The sequence below is a fragment of the Streptomyces sp. NPDC043176 genome (assembly GCF_056436715.1).
Genome location: NZ_JBWKCA010000012.1, coordinates 75,749 through 90,963 on the forward strand (window position 1 = coordinate 75,749; position 15,215 = coordinate 90,963).

Below are 15,215 nucleotides of genomic sequence, written 5' to 3' on the forward strand. Positions count from 1 at the left end.
CGGCGCCGTCCGGGTGCCGTGGGCGCTCGCGGTCGGCGCCGGCCGGGCCCGACGGGTGGCCGGCGCCTGCGGGGGTCAGGTGGTGTGGCGGGCCGCGTTCGCCCGGACGGCCGCGAGGAGGTGCTCGGGGAGGCCCGGGGCGAGGGACTCGTAGAAGGCGTGGAAGTGCTCGTCGGCGACGTACATCTCGGCGAGCCCCTCGTGGGTCTTCGGGTGGCACTCGAAGAACCAGGTGGTGATGTGGCGGCGGTGGGCCTCGGCGAGGTCCATCGCCTCCTCGGAGGTGGGCTCGTGGCCCTCGTCCAGCAGGGCCCGGTAGGCGGCGCCCCACGCGTCCACCTCGCCCTTCATGCGCTGCCAGTCCTCCTTGTCGTACGAGGCGGCGCGTTCCTGGGCCAGCCGGTGCGAGTGGGTGCCGCCCCAGCGGCGGGCGGACTCCTCGGCGTAGCGCTCGGGGTCCTTGTCCCCGAATACCTCGAACTTCTCCTCGGGGGTGAGGTTGATGCCCATCTTCTTCGCCTCCATGGCGTGCTCGACGGCCGCCGCCATCCTCTGGAGCTCGCCGATCCGCTCGGTCAGCAGCGTGTGCTGGCGTCGCAGGTGCTCCTGCGGGTCGGCGTGCGGGTCGTCGAGGAGGACGGCGACCTCTTCGAGGGGGAAGCCGAGCTCCCGGTAGAACAGGATCTGCTGGAGCCGGTCGAGGTCCGCGTCGTCGTAGCGGCGGTGCCCCGCCGCGCTGCGGCCGCTCGGTGAGAGCAGCCCGATCGCGTCGTAGTGGTGCAGGGTGCGCACCGTGACCCCGGCGAGGCCGGAGACCCGTCCCACGGAGTGGTCCATCGGCTTCCCTCCCCTTTCTCTGTCGGTACGCGGAACAGCCTCGGACCTGACGCGACGTGAGGTGCAAGTCCCCTCCGGCCCGAATCTCGGGATGTTATGCGGCTTTTGCTCACTTATGGTGGGTCGGTGGCCACCGATCACGCTCCGCCCGCGCCGACGCCCGACGCCGCCGAGACCCCGCTGCGGATCCTGCTGCCCCAGGTACTGCCCGCACTCCTGGTCGGGCTGCTGGCGAGCCTGCTGTTCCTGGGGGTCAGCACCCTCGCGGAGCAACTCGAAGGCGTCCTCTGGGACAACCTGCCGGACGCCCTCGGCATCGGCCACTACTCCTCCCTCTGGATCATCTGCATGCTCACGGCCACCGGCATCGCCGTGGGGCTCGTGGTCTGGAAGGTGCCCGGGCACGCCGGGCCGGACCCGGCCTCCATGGGCCTCGGTGGAGCGCCGCTCCCCGTCGGCATCGTGCCGGGACTGCTCCTCGCCAGCGTCCTCGTGCTCGCCGGCGGCGTCAGCCTCGGCCCCGAGAACCCGATCATCGCGAGCAACATCGCCCTCATCTACTGGCTCGGCCACCGGATCGCCCCGGCGGTCCCGGCCGCGGCCTGGGTCGCCCTCGCCTCGGCCGCCACCGTCGGAGCCCTCTTCGGGACCCCCGTGGCGGCCGCCCTCGTCCTGTCCGAGGCCCTGGCGGGCCGGCCCGGCCCGGGCTCCCTGTGGGACCGGCTCTTCGCCCCGCTGGTCGCCGCCGGCACCGGCTCGATGACCACCCAGCTGCTGGTGGGCCCCAGCTTCGACATGGGCCTGCCGCCGCTGACCGACCCCGGCTACGGCGACCTGCTCGCCGCCCTGGTCGTCGCCTCCGCGGCGGCCGTCTTCGGCCTCGGCTGCTGCTACCTCTTCCCCTACCTCCACGCCGCCTTCGGGCGCCTGCGCCACCCCATGCTGATGCTGCCCCTGGGCGGCCTCGTGCTCGGTCTCCTGGGTGCCGTCGGCGGGCAGCTGACCCTCTTCAAGGGCCTGGAAGAGGTCGAGGAGCTGACCGCGTCGATCGGCAGCTGGTCCTCGGGCGAACTCGCCAAGCTGGCCGTCATCAAACTCCTGGCCCTCGTCGTCGCCGCGTCCTGCGGCTTCCGGGGCGGCCGGATCTTCCCCGCTGTCTTCATCGGAGCCGCCTTCGGGCTGCTCGCCCAGGCCCTGGTCCCCGAGATCCACCCGGCGGTCGCGGTCGCCTCCGCCGTCCTCGGCGTCCTGCTCGCCACCACCCGGCAGGGCTGGATCAGCCTCTTCACCGGCGCGATCCTCGCCCCCTCCGCCGCGATGCTCACCCTGCTCTGCCTCGCCTCCCTCCCGGCCTGGCTGATCGTCACCGGCCGTCCCCAGCTCGAACTCGACAAGCAGGGCAACTCCCTGCACTGACCGCCCGCCCCGCCCCTACCGGGCGGGCCGCCCCACCGGACAGAAGGAGTCCCCCATGCCGCTCCACCAAGGTTCCCACCCCTCCCCGCCCCAGCGCCGGCTCGCGCTCAACCCCTTCTACGGGGAGGCCAACCCGGTCGGCGGCATGACCGAGGCTCCCCCGCACCACCGCCTGCCGGACGGGCCGCTGCCGCCGATGAGCGCCTACCAGCTCGTCCACGACGAGCTGATGCTCGACGGCAACTCCCGGCTCAACCTGGCCACCTTCGTCACCACCTGGATGGAGCCCCAGGCCGGTGTCCTCATGGCCGAGTGCCGCGACAAGAACATGATCGACAAGGACGAGTACCCGCGCACCGCCGAACTGGAGCGCCGCTGCGTCGCCATGCTCGCCGACCTGTGGAACGCCCCGGACCCGGCGACCGCCGTCGGCTGCTCCACCACCGGCTCCAGCGAGGCCTGCATGCTCGCGGGCCTCGCCCTCAAGCGCCGCTGGGCCAAGCGGAACGCCGACCGCTACCCGGGCAGCGCCCGCCCCAACCTGGTCATGGGCGTGAACGTCCAGGTCTGCTGGGAGAAGTTCTGCAACTTCTGGGAGGTCGAGGCCCGGCTCGTCCCCATGGAGGGCGACCGCTTCCACCTCGACGCCGAATCCGCCGCCGCGCTCTGCGACGAGAACACCATCGGCGTCGTCGCCGTCCTCGGCTCCACCTTCGACGGCTCCTACGAGCCGGTCGCCGAGATCTGCGCCGCCCTGGACGCCCTCCAGGAACGCACCGGCCTCGACGTCCCCGTCCACGTCGACGGCGCCTCCGGCGCGATGGTCGCCCCCTTCCTCGACGAGGACCTCGTCTGGGACTTCCGCCTCCCCCGCGTCTCCTCGATCAACACCTCCGGCCACAAGTACGGCCTGGTCTACCCGGGCGTCGGCTGGGCGCTGTGGCGCTCGCCCGCCGAACTCCCCGAGGAGCTGGTCTTCCGCGTCAACTACCTGGGCGGCGACATGCCCACCTTCGCCCTCAACTTCTCCCGCCCCGGCGCCCAGGTGGTCGCGCAGTACTACACCTTCCTCAGGCTCGGCAGGGAGGGCTACCGGGCGGTGCAGCAGACCGCCCGGGACGTGGCCCGGGGCCTCGCCGAACGGATCGAGGCGATGGGCGACTTCCGCCTCCTCACCCACGGGAACGAACTGCCCGTCTTCGCCTTCACCACCACCCCCGACGTCACCGCCTACAACGTCTTCGACGTCTCGCGGCGGATGCGCGAACAGGGCTGGTTGGTCCCCGCCTACACCTTCCCCGCCCACCGGGAGGACCTCTCCGTCCTGCGCGTGGTCTGCCGCAACGGCTTCTCCGCCGACCTCGCCGACCTCTTCATCCAGGACCTGCACCAACTCCTGCCCGAACTCCGCCGCCAGTCGGGCCCCTTCACCGCCGACACGGAAGCGGCGACCTCCTTCCACCACTGAGCCGCCCCGGGGCCGGCCCTCAGCCGGCCCCGTCCCCGCAGGCGAGCCGGAACTCCGACCACCGCACCCCGTCCGCGCTCAGCTCGTACGCGCAGCGGGACCCCTCGCGCAGCAGACCGAGCGGGGTGCGGCGGACGTGGTGGCCGCCGCCGAGCCCGGCGAACGTACGGCCGCCGTCCACGCTCGCGTACCCGGACAGCTCCCCGCCGATCTCCACCCGGCCGCCCGGTCCCGGCACCGGCAGGCCCATCAGCGTGCGCGGCTCCGTCTTCGGGCCCGTGGTCCACATCCGCTGCCATGTGACGCCGCCGTCGACCGAGCGGTGCAGCGCCCTCATCGGGTTCTTGACGGGCTCGCCGCCCCTCAACTCCCCCATCTCCGCCGCGTACACCGCGTCCGGTCCGACCGCGACCACGACCCGCCGCCCCGGCCGGTCCGTCGGGCTCGGCAGCCGGCTCACCGTCCAGCTCCGGCCCCCGTCCCGGGAGAAGGCGACGGCCACCCGCCCGGACAGCGAGTCCGCCCCCGACACCCACCAGGAGCCGTCGGGCTCCTGCTGCGCCGCGGGCAGCGGGTGCGCCCCCAGCGACGGGGCGCCGGCGAGTGCCCGGCGCCGCCCGTCCCGCGGCGACACCACGACCACCCGCTCCCGTACGCACGCGTCGGGCGGCGCCCCGGCCGGTGCGGCGCACCCGGTGGCGAGCACCGCGCCGGCGGGTATCTCCTCGGTCTCGCCGACCGTCCGCCGGTCCACGGCGCGCCAGCTCCGGCCCCCGTCCCGGGTGAACCAGGTCCGCTCCGGCCGGTCGCCGCCCCCGTCCTCGATCAGCGCCCGGCCGGGCCCGAGGGCCAGCAGGTTCGCCGAGGCGCCCTCCGAAGCGCGCAGTTCGGGCAGCGGCGACCGCCGCACGACCCACTCCGCCGCCCCGGCGTCCCGCACGGCCACCTGCTGCCGGCAGAAGCCGGCCCCGGGCGCCGCCCCGGACCCCACGCACCCGACGAGCAGCGCGAACCCGCTGCCGTCCCGCGCGAATCCCGGACTGTGCGCCCAGCCGGGCAGCTCCTCCCCGGACGGCACCCGGGGCGGCGGCCCGAACGCGCCCTCGGCGGCCGGATGTCCCGAACCCCCCTGCCCCGCACTCGGCTTCGGGCCCTCCCCCGCCCCCGTACACCCGCTCAGCACCACCATCACCAGCGCCACGACGGCGCCGGCCACGCCCACCGGCCTGCGCATCGCACGTCCCCCTGTCGTCCCTCGGACGGCCCGCGGTGAGCCGCTGCTTTCAATACACCGCTCACCGCCTCGGGGTTCCCACCTCCGCGCCGCTACTTCCCGAGGCGCCCGAACCTCCTCACCGCCAGGGGCAGGAAGACGGCCAGCAGCACCAGCGGCCACACCACCGCGGCCATGACGTGCCCCGGCTCGCCGCCCGGGTTGCCGAAGAGGTCACGGACCGCCGTCGCCGTCGCCGACATCGGGTTCCACTCCACGAACGTGCCGAGCCAGCCCGGCATCGAGTCCGGCGAGGCGAAGGCGTTGGAGAGGAAACCGACGGGCCAGACCAGGATCTGCACCGCCTGCACCAGCTCGGCCCGCCCCGCGACCAGGGCGAGGAAGATCCCGATCCAGAGCATCGCGAACCGCAGCAGGAGCAGCAGCCCCAGAGCCCCCAGCGCGCTCCCCAGACCCCCGTGCGCCCGCCATCCGATCGCGTACCCGACGCCGACCATCACGAGCAGGCCCACCGTCGACTGGAGCATGTCGGCGGCCGCCCGTCCCACGAGCACGGCCCCGTCGGCCATCGGCATCGACCGGAAGCGGTCGACCACGCCCTTGTTCAGGTCCTGCGTCACGGCCGTCATGGTGCCTTCGAGCCCGAACACCATGGTCAGGGTGAGCATCCCGGGCACCAGGAAGTCGACGTAGTCGCCGTCGACGCCCCGCCCGCCGCCGACCAGATAGCCGAACATCAGCAGCATCATCACCGGGAAGACGAGCCCCACCAGGACCGCCACCGGCTGCCTGGCCCAGTGCGCCAGCTCCCTGCGGGTCATCGTCCAGCAGTCGCCCACCACGTACGCGGCGCTCATGCCGCCACCTCCTTCCGCCGGGCCCCGTCCCGGTCCGGCTCCCGCTCCACCGCCGTCAGACGCAGGAAGACCTCGTCCAGCGTCGGCCGCCGCAGGGCGATGTCCTCCGCCTCGATCCCGGCCGCCCCCAGGGCCCGCACGGTCTCGGCGAGCGAGGCCATCCGGTCCTTCACGGGCGCGCTGAGCCGCCGCCGGTCGGCGTCCACGTCCACCTCGCCGCGCGCCGCGGGCAGCAGCCGTGCCGCCTCGTCGAGCCGCGCCGCGTCCCGTACGACCACGTCGATGCGGTCCACGCCGACCCGCGCCTTGAGCTCGTCGGCCGTACCGTCGGCCACGACCCGCCCGCGGTCCACCACGGAGATCCGGTCGGCGAGCCGGTCGGCCTCCTCCAGGTACTGCGTGGTCAGCAGCACCGTGGTGCCCCCGCCGACGAGGGAGCGCACGGACTCCCAGACCTCACCGCGGCCACGCGGGTCGAGCCCGGTCGTCGGCTCGTCGAGGAAGAGCACCTCGGGTTCGGTGATCAGGGAGGCGGCCAGATCGAGTCGCCGACGCATGCCGCCGCTGTACCGCTTGACGGGCTTGCGCCCGGTGTCGGCGAGGCCGAAGCGCTCCAGGAGCTCGTCGGCCCGCGTCCCCGCGCGCCGGGCGCCCAGGTGGTGGAGCCGGCCGAACATCTCCAGGTTCTGCCGCCCGCCCAGCTCCTCGTCGAGGGCGGCGTGCTGGCCGAGCAGCCCGATCCGCCGCCGCACCTCCCGGGCCTCGGTCCGTACGTCGTGTCCCGCCACCCGTACCAGGCCCTCGTCGTGGCGCAGCAGGGTGGCCAGGATCCGTACCGTCGTGGTCTTGCCCGCGCCGTTGGGCCCGAGCAGGCCGTGGACGGTGCCGCGCCCGACGGTCAGGTCGAGGCCGGCCAGGGCGTCCTTGTCCCCGTACCGCTTGCGCGCGCCCTGCACGAGGATCGCGTCCGCCGTCATGTCGATTCCTCCGGAAAGCTTCGTAGTCAAATTTGACCAGCTGTCGCCGACGGAGCAAGGTATGCCCTCCCCGCCCGCTAGTCAAACTTGATGAGTGAACTCGACGGAACGCGACGAAGGGCTTCCCGATCGCGCCCGGTCAGGTCGCGAAGGGGCCCCGACCGCGCCTCAGGCAGGTCGCCCAAGGGTTCCCGACCGCACCCCGGTCAGGTCGCGAAAGGTTTCCCGACCGCACCCCGGTCAGGTCGCGAAGGGGTTCTCCTCGCCCTCGGCGAGGACGCCCACGAACGGCTCTCCCTCGCCCGCGAACACGTACGCCCCGCCCTCGATCCGCTCGATGAGGCCGAGCGTCCACTCCTTGCCCGCGTCCGCGGAGTGGACCCACATGTGCATGATCTCGCCGATGTGGCCGAGCCGGCCGGGGCCGCCCGCCGGCGTGTAGTACTCCGTGACGGCGGCCCGCCACTCGTCGAGCGCCCGGACCCGTCGGCGCAGCAGCTCGGCGGCCTCCTGCCGGGGCAGGTCCACGATGAAGCCGATGCCCGCCGACAGGACGTCCATCTTCTGGTCGTACGTGGTCAAGGCCTCGCGCAGCAGCGCGAAGTACTCCTCCGTGCCCCGCTCCGTCAGCTCGTACTCGACGCGCGGCGGCCCGCCGACCGTGCTCGGCGCACTCTCGTGGGCGTGCAGCATTCCCTGCTTCGCCAGCTGTTTCAGCGCGTGGTAGATCGAGCCGGGCTTCGCCTGCGACCACTCGTGGGCGCCCCAGTACTCGAGGTCGTTGCGCACCTGGTAGCCGTGGGCGCGGCCGTGCTGTTTCACCGCGCCCAGGACGAGGAGCCGGATCGCCGACATCCCACGCACCTCCCTGGTCGATTTCGACCAGGGTACGCGCGGGGCTCACGCGCCCCGCTCCTCCCGCTCCGCCGCGATCAGCTCGAAGGAGGTCCTGCCGTCCAGGGACTCGCGGATGATGTCCGCGTGCCCGGCGTGCCGGCCCGTCTCCTGCACGAGGTGCAGCAGCATCCAGCGGATCGATACCCGTCCGTCCTCGGGGAACCAGGGCGCCTTCGGCAGCGGGAAGGTCTCGTCCAGGCTCGGCACGGTACGGACGAAGTCCTCGGTCTCCTTCGCCACGCCCGCCCAGAACGCGACGATCTCCGGGACGGTCTCGTCCCCGACGAGCCGGAAGGCCTCGCCCCAGGTCTCCTGGGTGCGCTGCCGCTCGTTCGGACGCCGCTGGGCGAGGCGCAGCCAGTTGAGCTCCACCTCGGCGACGTGCTTGAGCAGGCCGGACAGGCTGAGCTCGCTGGCGCTGGGGCGCCCGGCCGCCTGCTCCTCGGTGAGTCCGTGGAGCGCGCGGCGGAGCGCGGCTCGCTGCTCCTCGATGAAGTTGAGGAACGCGCCGCGCTCGTCGCCGGGGGCCTCTGCGGGAACAAGGGCAACCATGGTGTCCGCCTTACGTGGTCGTGGCTTCTTTCGACACGGACCACGCTACGGACCATTGAGGACAGCTGCTGTCCTCAATGGAGAACGTGCCGAAATGATCCCTGCGGAGAGGTCCCGTCCGGCGGGACCTCTCCTCGGGGATCCGGCCGGACGGCTCCCGTCAGAACGGGAAGCGGCTGCGGCCGTGCTGGATCGAGATCCACTTCTGGGTGGTGAACGAGTCCACCATCGCGTCGCCGTTGAGCCGCCCGATGCCGGAGTGCTTCTCTCCGCCGAAGGGCACGATCGGCTCGTCGTGCACGGTGCCGTCGTTGATGTGGATCATGCCGGTGTGGATGCGCTTGGCGACCCGTACGCCCCGCTCGACGTCCCCGGTGTGGACGGCGCCGCTGAGCCCGTACGGGGTGTCGTTGGCGATCCGCACGGCCTCGTCCTCGCCGTCGAAGGGGACGATGAGGGCGACCGGGCCGAAGATCTCCTGGCCGAGGACCGGGGAGTCGGCGGCGAGGCCGGTGAGGACGGACGGGGAGACGAGGTTGCCGTCGACGGTGCCGTGCAGCAGGGCCGTCGCGCCGGCCGCCACCGTCTGGTCGACGAGCGCGGAGACGGACTCCGCCTGCTGGGAGTTGATGAGCGGGCCGATGTGGGTGGCGGGGTCGGCGGGGTCGCCGACGCGCAGGGTCTTCACCTTCGCCACGAACTTCTCGGTGAACTCCTCCTCCAGCGTGCGGTCGACCAGGATGCGGTTGGCGGCCATGCAGACCTGGCCCTGGTGCACGAAGCGGCTGAAGACGGCCGCGTCGACCGCGTAGTCGACGTCGGCGTCCTCGAGGACGATCAGGGCGCTGTTGCCGCCGAGTTCGAGCACGGCGTGCTTGAAGTTCTGCGCGCAGACCGTGGCGACGTGGCGGCCGACCTTGTCGGAGCCGGTGAAGGAGATGACCTTCGGGACGGGGTGGGTCAGCAGGGCGTCGCCGATCTCGGCTATGTCGGTGACGACGACGTTCAGCAGACCGGCCGGCAGGCCGGCCTCCTCCAGGACCTTGGCGACCAGCGTGCCGCCGCAGATCGGGGTGTTCTGGTGCGGCTTGAGGACGACCGCGTTGCCGAGCGCGAGCGCGGGCGCGACCGACTTGATCGACAGGAGGAAGGGGAAGTTGAACGGCGAGATGACGCCGACGACGCCGACCGGGACGCGGTAGACGCGGTTCTCCTTGCCGTCGACCGGCGAGGGCAGGATGCGGCCTTCGGGGCGCAGCGCCAGCTGGATCGCCTCGCGCAGGAACTCCTTGGCGAGGTGGAGCTCGAAGGCCGCCTTGAGGCGGGTGCCGCCCAGCTCGGCGACGATCGTCTCGGCGATCTCCTCCTCGCGGTCCTCGACGATCCGCAGCGCGCGTTCGAACACCAGCCGGCGGGTGTACGGGTTGGTCTCGGCCCACGCGGCCTGGGCGCGCTCGGCGGCCCGGTAGGCGCGGTCGACCTCGCCGGTGGTGGCGACCGTGATCGAGGCGAGCTTCTCCCCGGTGTACGGGTTGAAGTCGATGATGTCCCACGAGCCGCTGCCCGGCTTCCACTCGCCGTCGATGTACTGGTGGGCCAGGTCGGTGAAGTGCGACATGGTGGAAGACCCCTCTACCCGCTACCTGCAGTGCGACTGATGTGGCGTCATCGTACTGATGTGTCAGGAGAGTTGGAGGAGACCCCGGAGAAGGTCACGGCTTTCGGCCGGATCCGGACCGTCCTTCTGCAGCTTCTCCATCACCCGCTGGTACTGGGCGACCTCCTCGCGCTTGTCGAGGTAGAGGGCGCTGGTGAGCTGCTCCAGGTAGACGATGTCGGAGAGGTCGGACTCGGGGAAGCTCAGCATCGTGAAGGCGCCGCTCTCGCCGGCGTGGCCGCCGAAGCTGAAGGGCATGACCTGGAGCGTGACGCCGGGGTGCTCCGAGATCTCGATGAGGTGCCTCAACTGCCCCTGCATGACGGCCCGGTCGCCGTACGGGCGGCGCAGCGCGGCCTCGTCGAGGACGGCGTGGAACTGCGGGGCCCGCTCGGAGACGAGGACCTTCTGGCGCTCCAGGCGCAGCGCGACCCGGCGGTCGATCTCGGCGCGCGTGGCGTCGGGCATGCCGCGGGTGACGACGGCCTGGGCGTAGGCCTCGGTCTGCAACAGGCCGTGCACGAACTGGACTTCGTAGACGCGGATGAGGGAGGCGGCGCCTTCGAGGCCGATGTAGGTCTGGAACCAGCCCGGCAGGACGTCGCCGAAACTGTGCCACCAGCCGGCGACGTTGGCCTCACGGGCGAGACCGAGGAGGGAGCCGCGCTCGGCCTCGTCCCCGACCCCGTACAGCGTGAGCAGATCCTCGACGTCCCTGGCCTTGAAGCTCACGCGCCCCAACTCCATACGGCTGATCTTGGATTCGGAGGCCCGGATCGAGTAGCCGGCCGCCTCGCGGGTGATCCCGCGCGACTCGCGCAACCGCCTCAGTTGGGAGCCCAGCAGGATGCGCCGCACCACACTCCCGCTCGCTCCGCTCGATTCGCCTGCGGTCACGACTCCCAGCCTCCCCTTTACGGTGTCGAGCCCCCGTCGAGCCCCGGATTCTGCCACCAAACGCTTCAGCGCGTACACATTCGATTACGGAATGGCGGCGAGATCCGGGCTCTCGCGCGCACAGCGCACGTACTTCGCGGAAAGTTCCCCTTGACGAGTGGACGACTTATGCACAGATTCGGCACGGGGGCGGACAGGTCCGGCGCGTGCACGTGCATCTGCCCTTGCATCCAGTGGGCGCATTCGGAAGCATGGGCCCCGCGCAGCCGCGTACTCGTTCGTGTTGTCGCACCACAGTCGCGATTCCCGGGAGTGCCTCGCATGGGGACGAATGGATCGACCGTGCTCGAGCCTTTACGGCAGGGCCTACCGCCGCTCGATCCCGGCGCCGTCTCCACCTCCGCCTCCTGCGCCCTTCCCGCCCGGTACGAAGCCGTGCGCGGGGCCCGGAAGTTCACCAGCTCGACGCTCGACCGCTGGGAGCTGACGGAACGCTTCGACGACGTGGCACTGGTCGTCTCCGAGCTCGTCACCAACGCCCTGCGCCACGCCGTACCCACCGAGGCGCCCCAGGAGGAAGGCCAGAACCCGCCGGTCCGGCTGCACCTCATGCGCTGGGCCTCGCGCCTGGTGTGCGCCGTGCGCGACCCCAGCGGCGAGAGCCCGGAGGCGCGCGGCGGCGAGGAGGACTTCTCCGCCGAGTCGGGCCGCGGACTGTTCCTGGTGGACTCCTTCAGCGACAGCTGGGGGTGGCACCCACTCGCCGGAACGCTCCAGGGCAAGGTGGTGTGGGCGCTGTTCCGGATCGGTCCGGAGTAGCGCCCGACGGGTACGCGAGACGTACACGAGTCATACGGGAAGGGCCCCGGCGCACACCGCCGGGGCCCTTCCCGCGTCACGCCGCACGCCCGGGCCGGAAACGGGTGCAGGGCCCGGGTCGGAAACGGGTGCAGGGTCCGGGTCGGAAACGGGTGCAGGGTCCGGGTCGGAGCCGGATACGCAGGGCCCGGGGCGAAAACGGGTGCGGGGCCCGGGTCGGAAGGCCGTCGAGACGCGTCCGCGCCCGGGGCGGCCCTCCGGCACGGTCACACCAGGTGGTCGAACTCGCCGTCCTTGACGCCCAGCAGGAGCGCCTCTATCTCCGCGGGCGTGTAGACGAGGGCGGGTCCTTCGGGGTGGCGCGAGTTGCGCACGGCAACGTTTCCCCCGGGAAGTTTGGCGAACTCCACGCAGGACCCCTGGGAGTTGCTGTGCCTGCTCTTCTGCCACACGACACCACGCAGCTCCGTGGCCGCCATGCCGTTGTACGCGTGATGCGCATGGTGCACTGGAAGCTCCCCGAGTCACTTGGTGCAGGTGTCAACTTCCTCGGATCATAGCTGTGTTCACATGCCGATGCATGAGCAGATGCACGTGCACGAGGGGTGGCGTAGTGGCTACGCGACACAGCGTGCCACCGGCTTCCGCGAGCCAAGTTCCCCTGATCAGACGTTCCTGACGGCCCGTACGGTTCCCCTCGCGATCCTACGGCTCCCGATCTTCACAGAGCTCGACGACCGCGAGGGGCGTCGGAGTGCGGTCCTCCGACGAGGGCGACGGTGGATGTCAGCCGGTCGCCCCGGGGGCGCCGGCACGCGAGCCGTACCGCTTCTCGAAGCGCTCCACGCGGCCCGCGGTGTCCAGGACGCGCGCGGTGCCGGTGTGGAAGGGGTGGCTCGCCGAGGAGATCTCGACGTCGACGACGGGGTAGGTGCGCCCGTCCTCCCACTCCACGGTCTTCTCACTGGTGAGCGTGGAGCGGGTGAGGAAGGCGAAGCCGCCCGCCTTGTCGCGGAAGACGACGGGCTCGTACGGGGGGTGGATTCCGGGCTTCACGGGGTGGTTCAGCGCTCCTCTCGGAAGTCGACGTGACGGCCGGCGACCGGGTCGAACTTGCGCAGGGCGAGGCGGTCGGGGTCGTTACGGCGGTTCTTGCGGGTGACGTAGGTGAATCCGGTGCCCGCGGTGGACCGGAGCCTGACCACGGGGCGGAGCTCGTTGCGTGCCATGGTGTGCAGAGTAAATGAAAATGGTTCCCATTTCCAATATTTTTTCGGAGAGGTAGGTCACCCTTGTCTGATGGCCAGGCGCCGCAAGAGGCCTGAGGGCCAGGCGCCGCACGAGGAAGTCGCCTCGGTGACGACCGGCTAACGCGCGCGCGTGGAGGCCGTCAGGGCGACCGTGACCTCGTCGAGGGCCTGCAGGAGGAGGACGGCCCCCTTGTGCAGCAGGAAGTGGTCCGGCGGGGCTGCGGTCCAGGCGGCGACCGTCTCGCGCAGGTCGTCCCAGTGCGGCTCCCGGCGCTCCCGCACCTCCTTCGCGCCCCGCTCCGTCGTCCGGCGCAGGGCTTCCGCGAGGCCCGCGGCGGCGGGCACGGGCGGGGCGCCGCGCTCCGGAAGGTGCGCCTCCATCAGCATCGCCACCCGGCCGAACTCGGCGAGGGCGTACTCGGCCTGCTCAGCCGCCGCGTGCGACAGGCCCCGGTGGCGCACCGGCTCGTGGGTCGCCCGGGCCAGCGCCTCCTGCCAGGCGACCCGGGCCGCGCGGGTGTCCAGGAGCGCCTCCCGCACGTCGGGGCAGGCCGGGCCGACCGGGTCGGCGTACCGCGCGGCGACGGCCGCCGCGTACCGGCCCACCGCCGCCAGCCAGTCCGCGAGCCGACCGCGCAGCCGGGGCGTCTCCCACGCCGGGTAGACCGCGTACGCCAGCATCGCGAGGAGCCCGCCCACGAGGGTCAGGAGCACCCGGTCCCGCACGGTCTGCGTCAGGCCCGCCCCCTCCACGCCGAGCAGGAACACCACGTACGCGGAGACGAAGACCTGGCTCGCCGCGTACCCCGCCCGCATCAGCAGGTACATCCCGAAGGCGCTCAGTACCGCGAGCGCGGCGGACGGGTACGTCCCCGGGTCCGCCCACTGCACCACCGCCGTCGCCAGCCCCACCCCGACGAGCGTGCCGCCGAACCGGGCCACCGACCGCGCGTACGTCTGCGAGAAGTCCGGCCGCATCACCATCACCGACGCCATCGGCGCCCAGTACCCGTGCCCGAACGGCAGCACCGCGCCCAGCAGGTACCCGGCGGCCGTGACCACCGACACCCGGACCGCGTGCCGCAGGATCGGCGAGTCGGGGCGCAGCTCGGCGCGCATCCTCGCGGCCACGACAGGAGCGAGGCGGACGAGGGTCGGCCGGGTCCGGGCGGCCGCCACGGGCCGGGGACCGGCGGGTGGCCGCCGGGCCTCCGCGCGCGGTCCCGAGGCCTCCGCGGCCGTACGCGAAGTCTCCGCGCCCGGCTTCGGTTCCGTGCGCGGGCCCGGTTCCGGCCGCGGGCCCGGTTCCGTGCGCGGGCCCGGTGGCTCCGTGGCCGTTTCCGAGGTCTCCGTGCGTGGATCCGCCGTCTCCACGACGTCGCCGAGGAGGGCGGCGAGCCGGAGGGCCGCGCGGCGGGAGGGGCCGGAGAGGATCGCGCCGGTGTCGGGGGTGCGGAGCGCGGCGACGGCCGGCGGGGGGAGCGTGACGGGTTCGCCGTGCCGGATCGCGTGGGCGGCGGCGTCCAGGAGCGCGGCCGCGGCGGCGAGCAGTTCCCGCACGCGGTCCCGTTGCGGCCCCTCCTCCGGCACCCCGACCGCGGGGTCCGCCAGCGAGGCGAGCACCGGGCGGATGCGCTCGGCGAGCCCTCGGGCCCCGTGCAGTTCGGCGGGACGGCGGCGGGCCTGGCGGGGCGTCACGGCGGCCGCGCTGCGGGCCGTCATGAGGGGGACGGGGTCGAAGGGCGCGACCGGGTCGTGCCGGAGGCGCCGCGCGTAGTCGGCCTCCGCGGCCAGCGCGTCCGCCAGGGCGTCGCGCTGGGCACCCCAGCGGCGGACCGGGAGGAGCACCACCAGCGCGGCCTGCACGACACCGCCCGCGAAGATCATGGCGGCGTGACCGGCGGCCGTGGCGACGGACGTGGGCAGCGTGACCGTGACCAGCATGATCGCCACGTTGGACGAGGCGATGATCCCGGCGGTCGGGCCCGCGGCCCAGGCGAGGCCCGAGAGGAACGTCCAGGAGAGCAGCAGCGTCAGGAACAGGGCCTCGTGCGCGCCGGTGAGATAGCCGAGGAAGGTCGACACGGCGAGGCTCGCCCCGGACGCGAGAGCCAGGGTGGGGCGGGGCCGCCACGAACGCTGGAAGGTGGCGATGGCCGCCTGGAACGCGCCGAACGCCGACGACACGGCGACGGCCGGGCCGAACGACACGAGCGAGAACCCCATGACCAGCGCCAGCCCCAGCGCGCCCCTCGCCGCGATGGCGGGCTCCAGCCGTCGCCGCTCCACCGTGAGCCCCGAGCGGGAGGTCGCCTTCAACGCCCGAAGCCAGCTCATGCGCCGAGCGTATCCGC

Annotated in this window: 15 protein-coding genes; 3 read left to right on the forward strand and 12 right to left on the reverse strand. The window is 72.6% G+C overall.

The genetic code is table 11. From position 1 onward, the window contains the following. Positions 1–75 precede the first annotated feature (75 nt). On the reverse strand, positions 76–837 hold the full coding sequence (locus AC067A_RS20900; protein WP_479243979.1) for a MerR family transcriptional regulator: 762 nt from the start codon (positions 835–837) through the stop codon (positions 76–78). Positions 838–963: 126 nt separating this feature from the next. Between AC067A_RS20900 and AC067A_RS20905 the strand changes: the two genes are divergently transcribed. Beyond that, the gene (locus AC067A_RS20905; RefSeq protein ID WP_479243980.1) at positions 964–2,253 is read left to right on the forward strand and encodes an ion channel protein; all 1,290 of its coding nucleotides are present in this window, start codon (positions 964–966) and stop codon (positions 2,251–2,253) included. A gap of 55 nt (positions 2,254–2,308) precedes the next feature. Then, positions 2,309–3,721: a glutamate decarboxylase gene (gad, locus tag AC067A_RS20910; RefSeq protein WP_479243981.1), complete on the forward strand. Its 1,413-nt coding sequence runs from the start codon at positions 2,309–2,311 to the stop codon at positions 3,719–3,721. Between the two features lie 19 nt (positions 3,722–3,740). Here gad and AC067A_RS20915 read toward each other — a convergent pair whose 3' ends face one another. From AC067A_RS20915 to AC067A_RS20945, 7 genes are all read right to left on the reverse strand, one after another. Further along, the gene (locus AC067A_RS20915) at positions 3,741–4,955 is read right to left on the reverse strand and encodes a WD40/YVTN/BNR-like repeat-containing protein (RefSeq protein ID WP_479243982.1); all 1,215 of its coding nucleotides are present in this window, start codon (positions 4,953–4,955) and stop codon (positions 3,741–3,743) included. A gap of 92 nt (positions 4,956–5,047) precedes the next feature. After that, complete coding sequence (locus AC067A_RS20920) at positions 5,048–5,812, reverse strand: ABC transporter permease (protein ID WP_479243983.1); 765 nt, start codon at positions 5,810–5,812, stop codon at positions 5,048–5,050. Continuing rightward, complete coding sequence (locus AC067A_RS20925; RefSeq protein WP_479243984.1) at positions 5,809–6,789, reverse strand: ATP-binding cassette domain-containing protein; 981 nt, start codon at positions 6,787–6,789, stop codon at positions 5,809–5,811. The genes AC067A_RS20920 and AC067A_RS20925 overlap by 4 nt, the downstream gene beginning before the upstream one ends. 240 nt (positions 6,790–7,029) lie before the next feature. After that, a complete protein-coding gene (locus AC067A_RS20930; RefSeq protein ID WP_479243985.1) occupies positions 7,030–7,644 on the reverse strand; it encodes a PadR family transcriptional regulator in 615 nt (204 codons plus the stop codon). A 45-nt stretch (positions 7,645–7,689) separates the two neighbouring features. Then, a complete protein-coding gene (locus AC067A_RS20935) occupies positions 7,690–8,238 on the reverse strand; it encodes a DinB family protein (protein WP_479243986.1) in 549 nt (182 codons plus the stop codon). A 160-nt stretch (positions 8,239–8,398) separates the two neighbouring features. Next, complete coding sequence (locus AC067A_RS20940; protein WP_479243987.1) at positions 8,399–9,856, reverse strand: aldehyde dehydrogenase family protein; 1,458 nt, start codon at positions 9,854–9,856, stop codon at positions 8,399–8,401. 63 nt (positions 9,857–9,919) lie between these two features. Further along, positions 9,920–10,792, reverse strand: coding sequence for a helix-turn-helix domain-containing protein (locus AC067A_RS20945; RefSeq protein ID WP_479243988.1), 873 nt, complete (start codon positions 10,790–10,792; stop codon positions 9,920–9,922). A 321-nt stretch (positions 10,793–11,113) separates the two neighbouring features. On the opposite strand from AC067A_RS20945, the gene AC067A_RS20950 reads away from it, so the two are divergent. Continuing rightward, the gene (locus AC067A_RS20950) at positions 11,114–11,611 is read left to right on the forward strand and encodes an ATP-binding protein (protein ID WP_479243989.1); all 498 of its coding nucleotides are present in this window, start codon (positions 11,114–11,116) and stop codon (positions 11,609–11,611) included. Positions 11,612–11,877: 266 nt separating this feature from the next. On the opposite strand, the gene AC067A_RS20955 is transcribed toward AC067A_RS20950, so the two are convergent. From AC067A_RS20955 to AC067A_RS20970, 4 genes are all read right to left on the reverse strand, one after another. Further along, positions 11,878–12,090, reverse strand: a complete 213-nt coding sequence (locus tag AC067A_RS20955) for a DUF397 domain-containing protein (RefSeq protein WP_173861569.1) — start codon at positions 12,088–12,090, stop codon at positions 11,878–11,880. 307 nt (positions 12,091–12,397) lie between these two features. After that, entirely contained in the window at positions 12,398–12,667 is a 270-nt protein-coding gene (locus tag AC067A_RS20960) for a type B 50S ribosomal protein L31 (RefSeq protein ID WP_479243990.1), read from the reverse strand. Positions 12,668–12,675: 8 nt separating this feature from the next. Further along, on the reverse strand, positions 12,676–12,840 hold the full coding sequence (rpmG, locus tag AC067A_RS20965; RefSeq protein WP_479243991.1) for a 50S ribosomal protein L33: 165 nt from the start codon (positions 12,838–12,840) through the stop codon (positions 12,676–12,678). A gap of 138 nt (positions 12,841–12,978) precedes the next feature. Then, a complete protein-coding gene (locus tag AC067A_RS20970; protein ID WP_479243992.1) occupies positions 12,979–15,198 on the reverse strand; it encodes an FUSC family protein in 2,220 nt (739 codons plus the stop codon). Positions 15,199–15,215: the final 17 nt, after the last annotated feature.

Bases quoted from the DNA above. Each gene is read 5' to 3' on its own strand.
- AC067A_RS20900 (WP_479243979.1), bottom strand. From the start codon at position 837: ATGGACCACTCCGTGGGACGGGTCTCCGGCCTCGCCGGGGTCACGGTG.
- gad (WP_479243981.1), top strand. From the start codon at position 2,309: ATGCCGCTCCACCAAGGTTCCCACCCCTCCCCGCCCCAGCGCCGGCTC.
- AC067A_RS20915 (WP_479243982.1), bottom strand. From the start codon at position 4,955: ATGCGCAGGCCGGTGGGCGTGGCCGGCGCCGTCGTGGCGCTGGTGATG.
- AC067A_RS20920 (WP_479243983.1), bottom strand. From the start codon at position 5,812: ATGAGCGCCGCGTACGTGGTGGGCGACTGCTGGACGATGACCCGCAGG.
- AC067A_RS20925 (WP_479243984.1), bottom strand. From the start codon at position 6,789: ATGACGGCGGACGCGATCCTCGTGCAGGGCGCGCGCAAGCGGTACGGG.
- AC067A_RS20930 (WP_479243985.1), bottom strand. From the start codon at position 7,644: ATGTCGGCGATCCGGCTCCTCGTCCTGGGCGCGGTGAAACAGCACGGC.
- AC067A_RS20935 (WP_479243986.1), bottom strand. From the start codon at position 8,238: ATGGTTGCCCTTGTTCCCGCAGAGGCCCCCGGCGACGAGCGCGGCGCG.
- AC067A_RS20940 (WP_479243987.1), bottom strand. From the start codon at position 9,856: ATGTCGCACTTCACCGACCTGGCCCACCAGTACATCGACGGCGAGTGG.
- AC067A_RS20950 (WP_479243989.1), top strand. From the start codon at position 11,114: ATGGGGACGAATGGATCGACCGTGCTCGAGCCTTTACGGCAGGGCCTA.
- AC067A_RS20955 (WP_173861569.1), bottom strand. From the start codon at position 12,090: ATGGCGGCCACGGAGCTGCGTGGTGTCGTGTGGCAGAAGAGCAGGCAC.
- rpmG (WP_479243991.1), bottom strand. From the start codon at position 12,840: ATGGCACGCAACGAGCTCCGCCCCGTGGTCAGGCTCCGGTCCACCGCG.
- AC067A_RS20970 (WP_479243992.1), bottom strand. From the start codon at position 15,198: ATGAGCTGGCTTCGGGCGTTGAAGGCGACCTCCCGCTCGGGGCTCACG.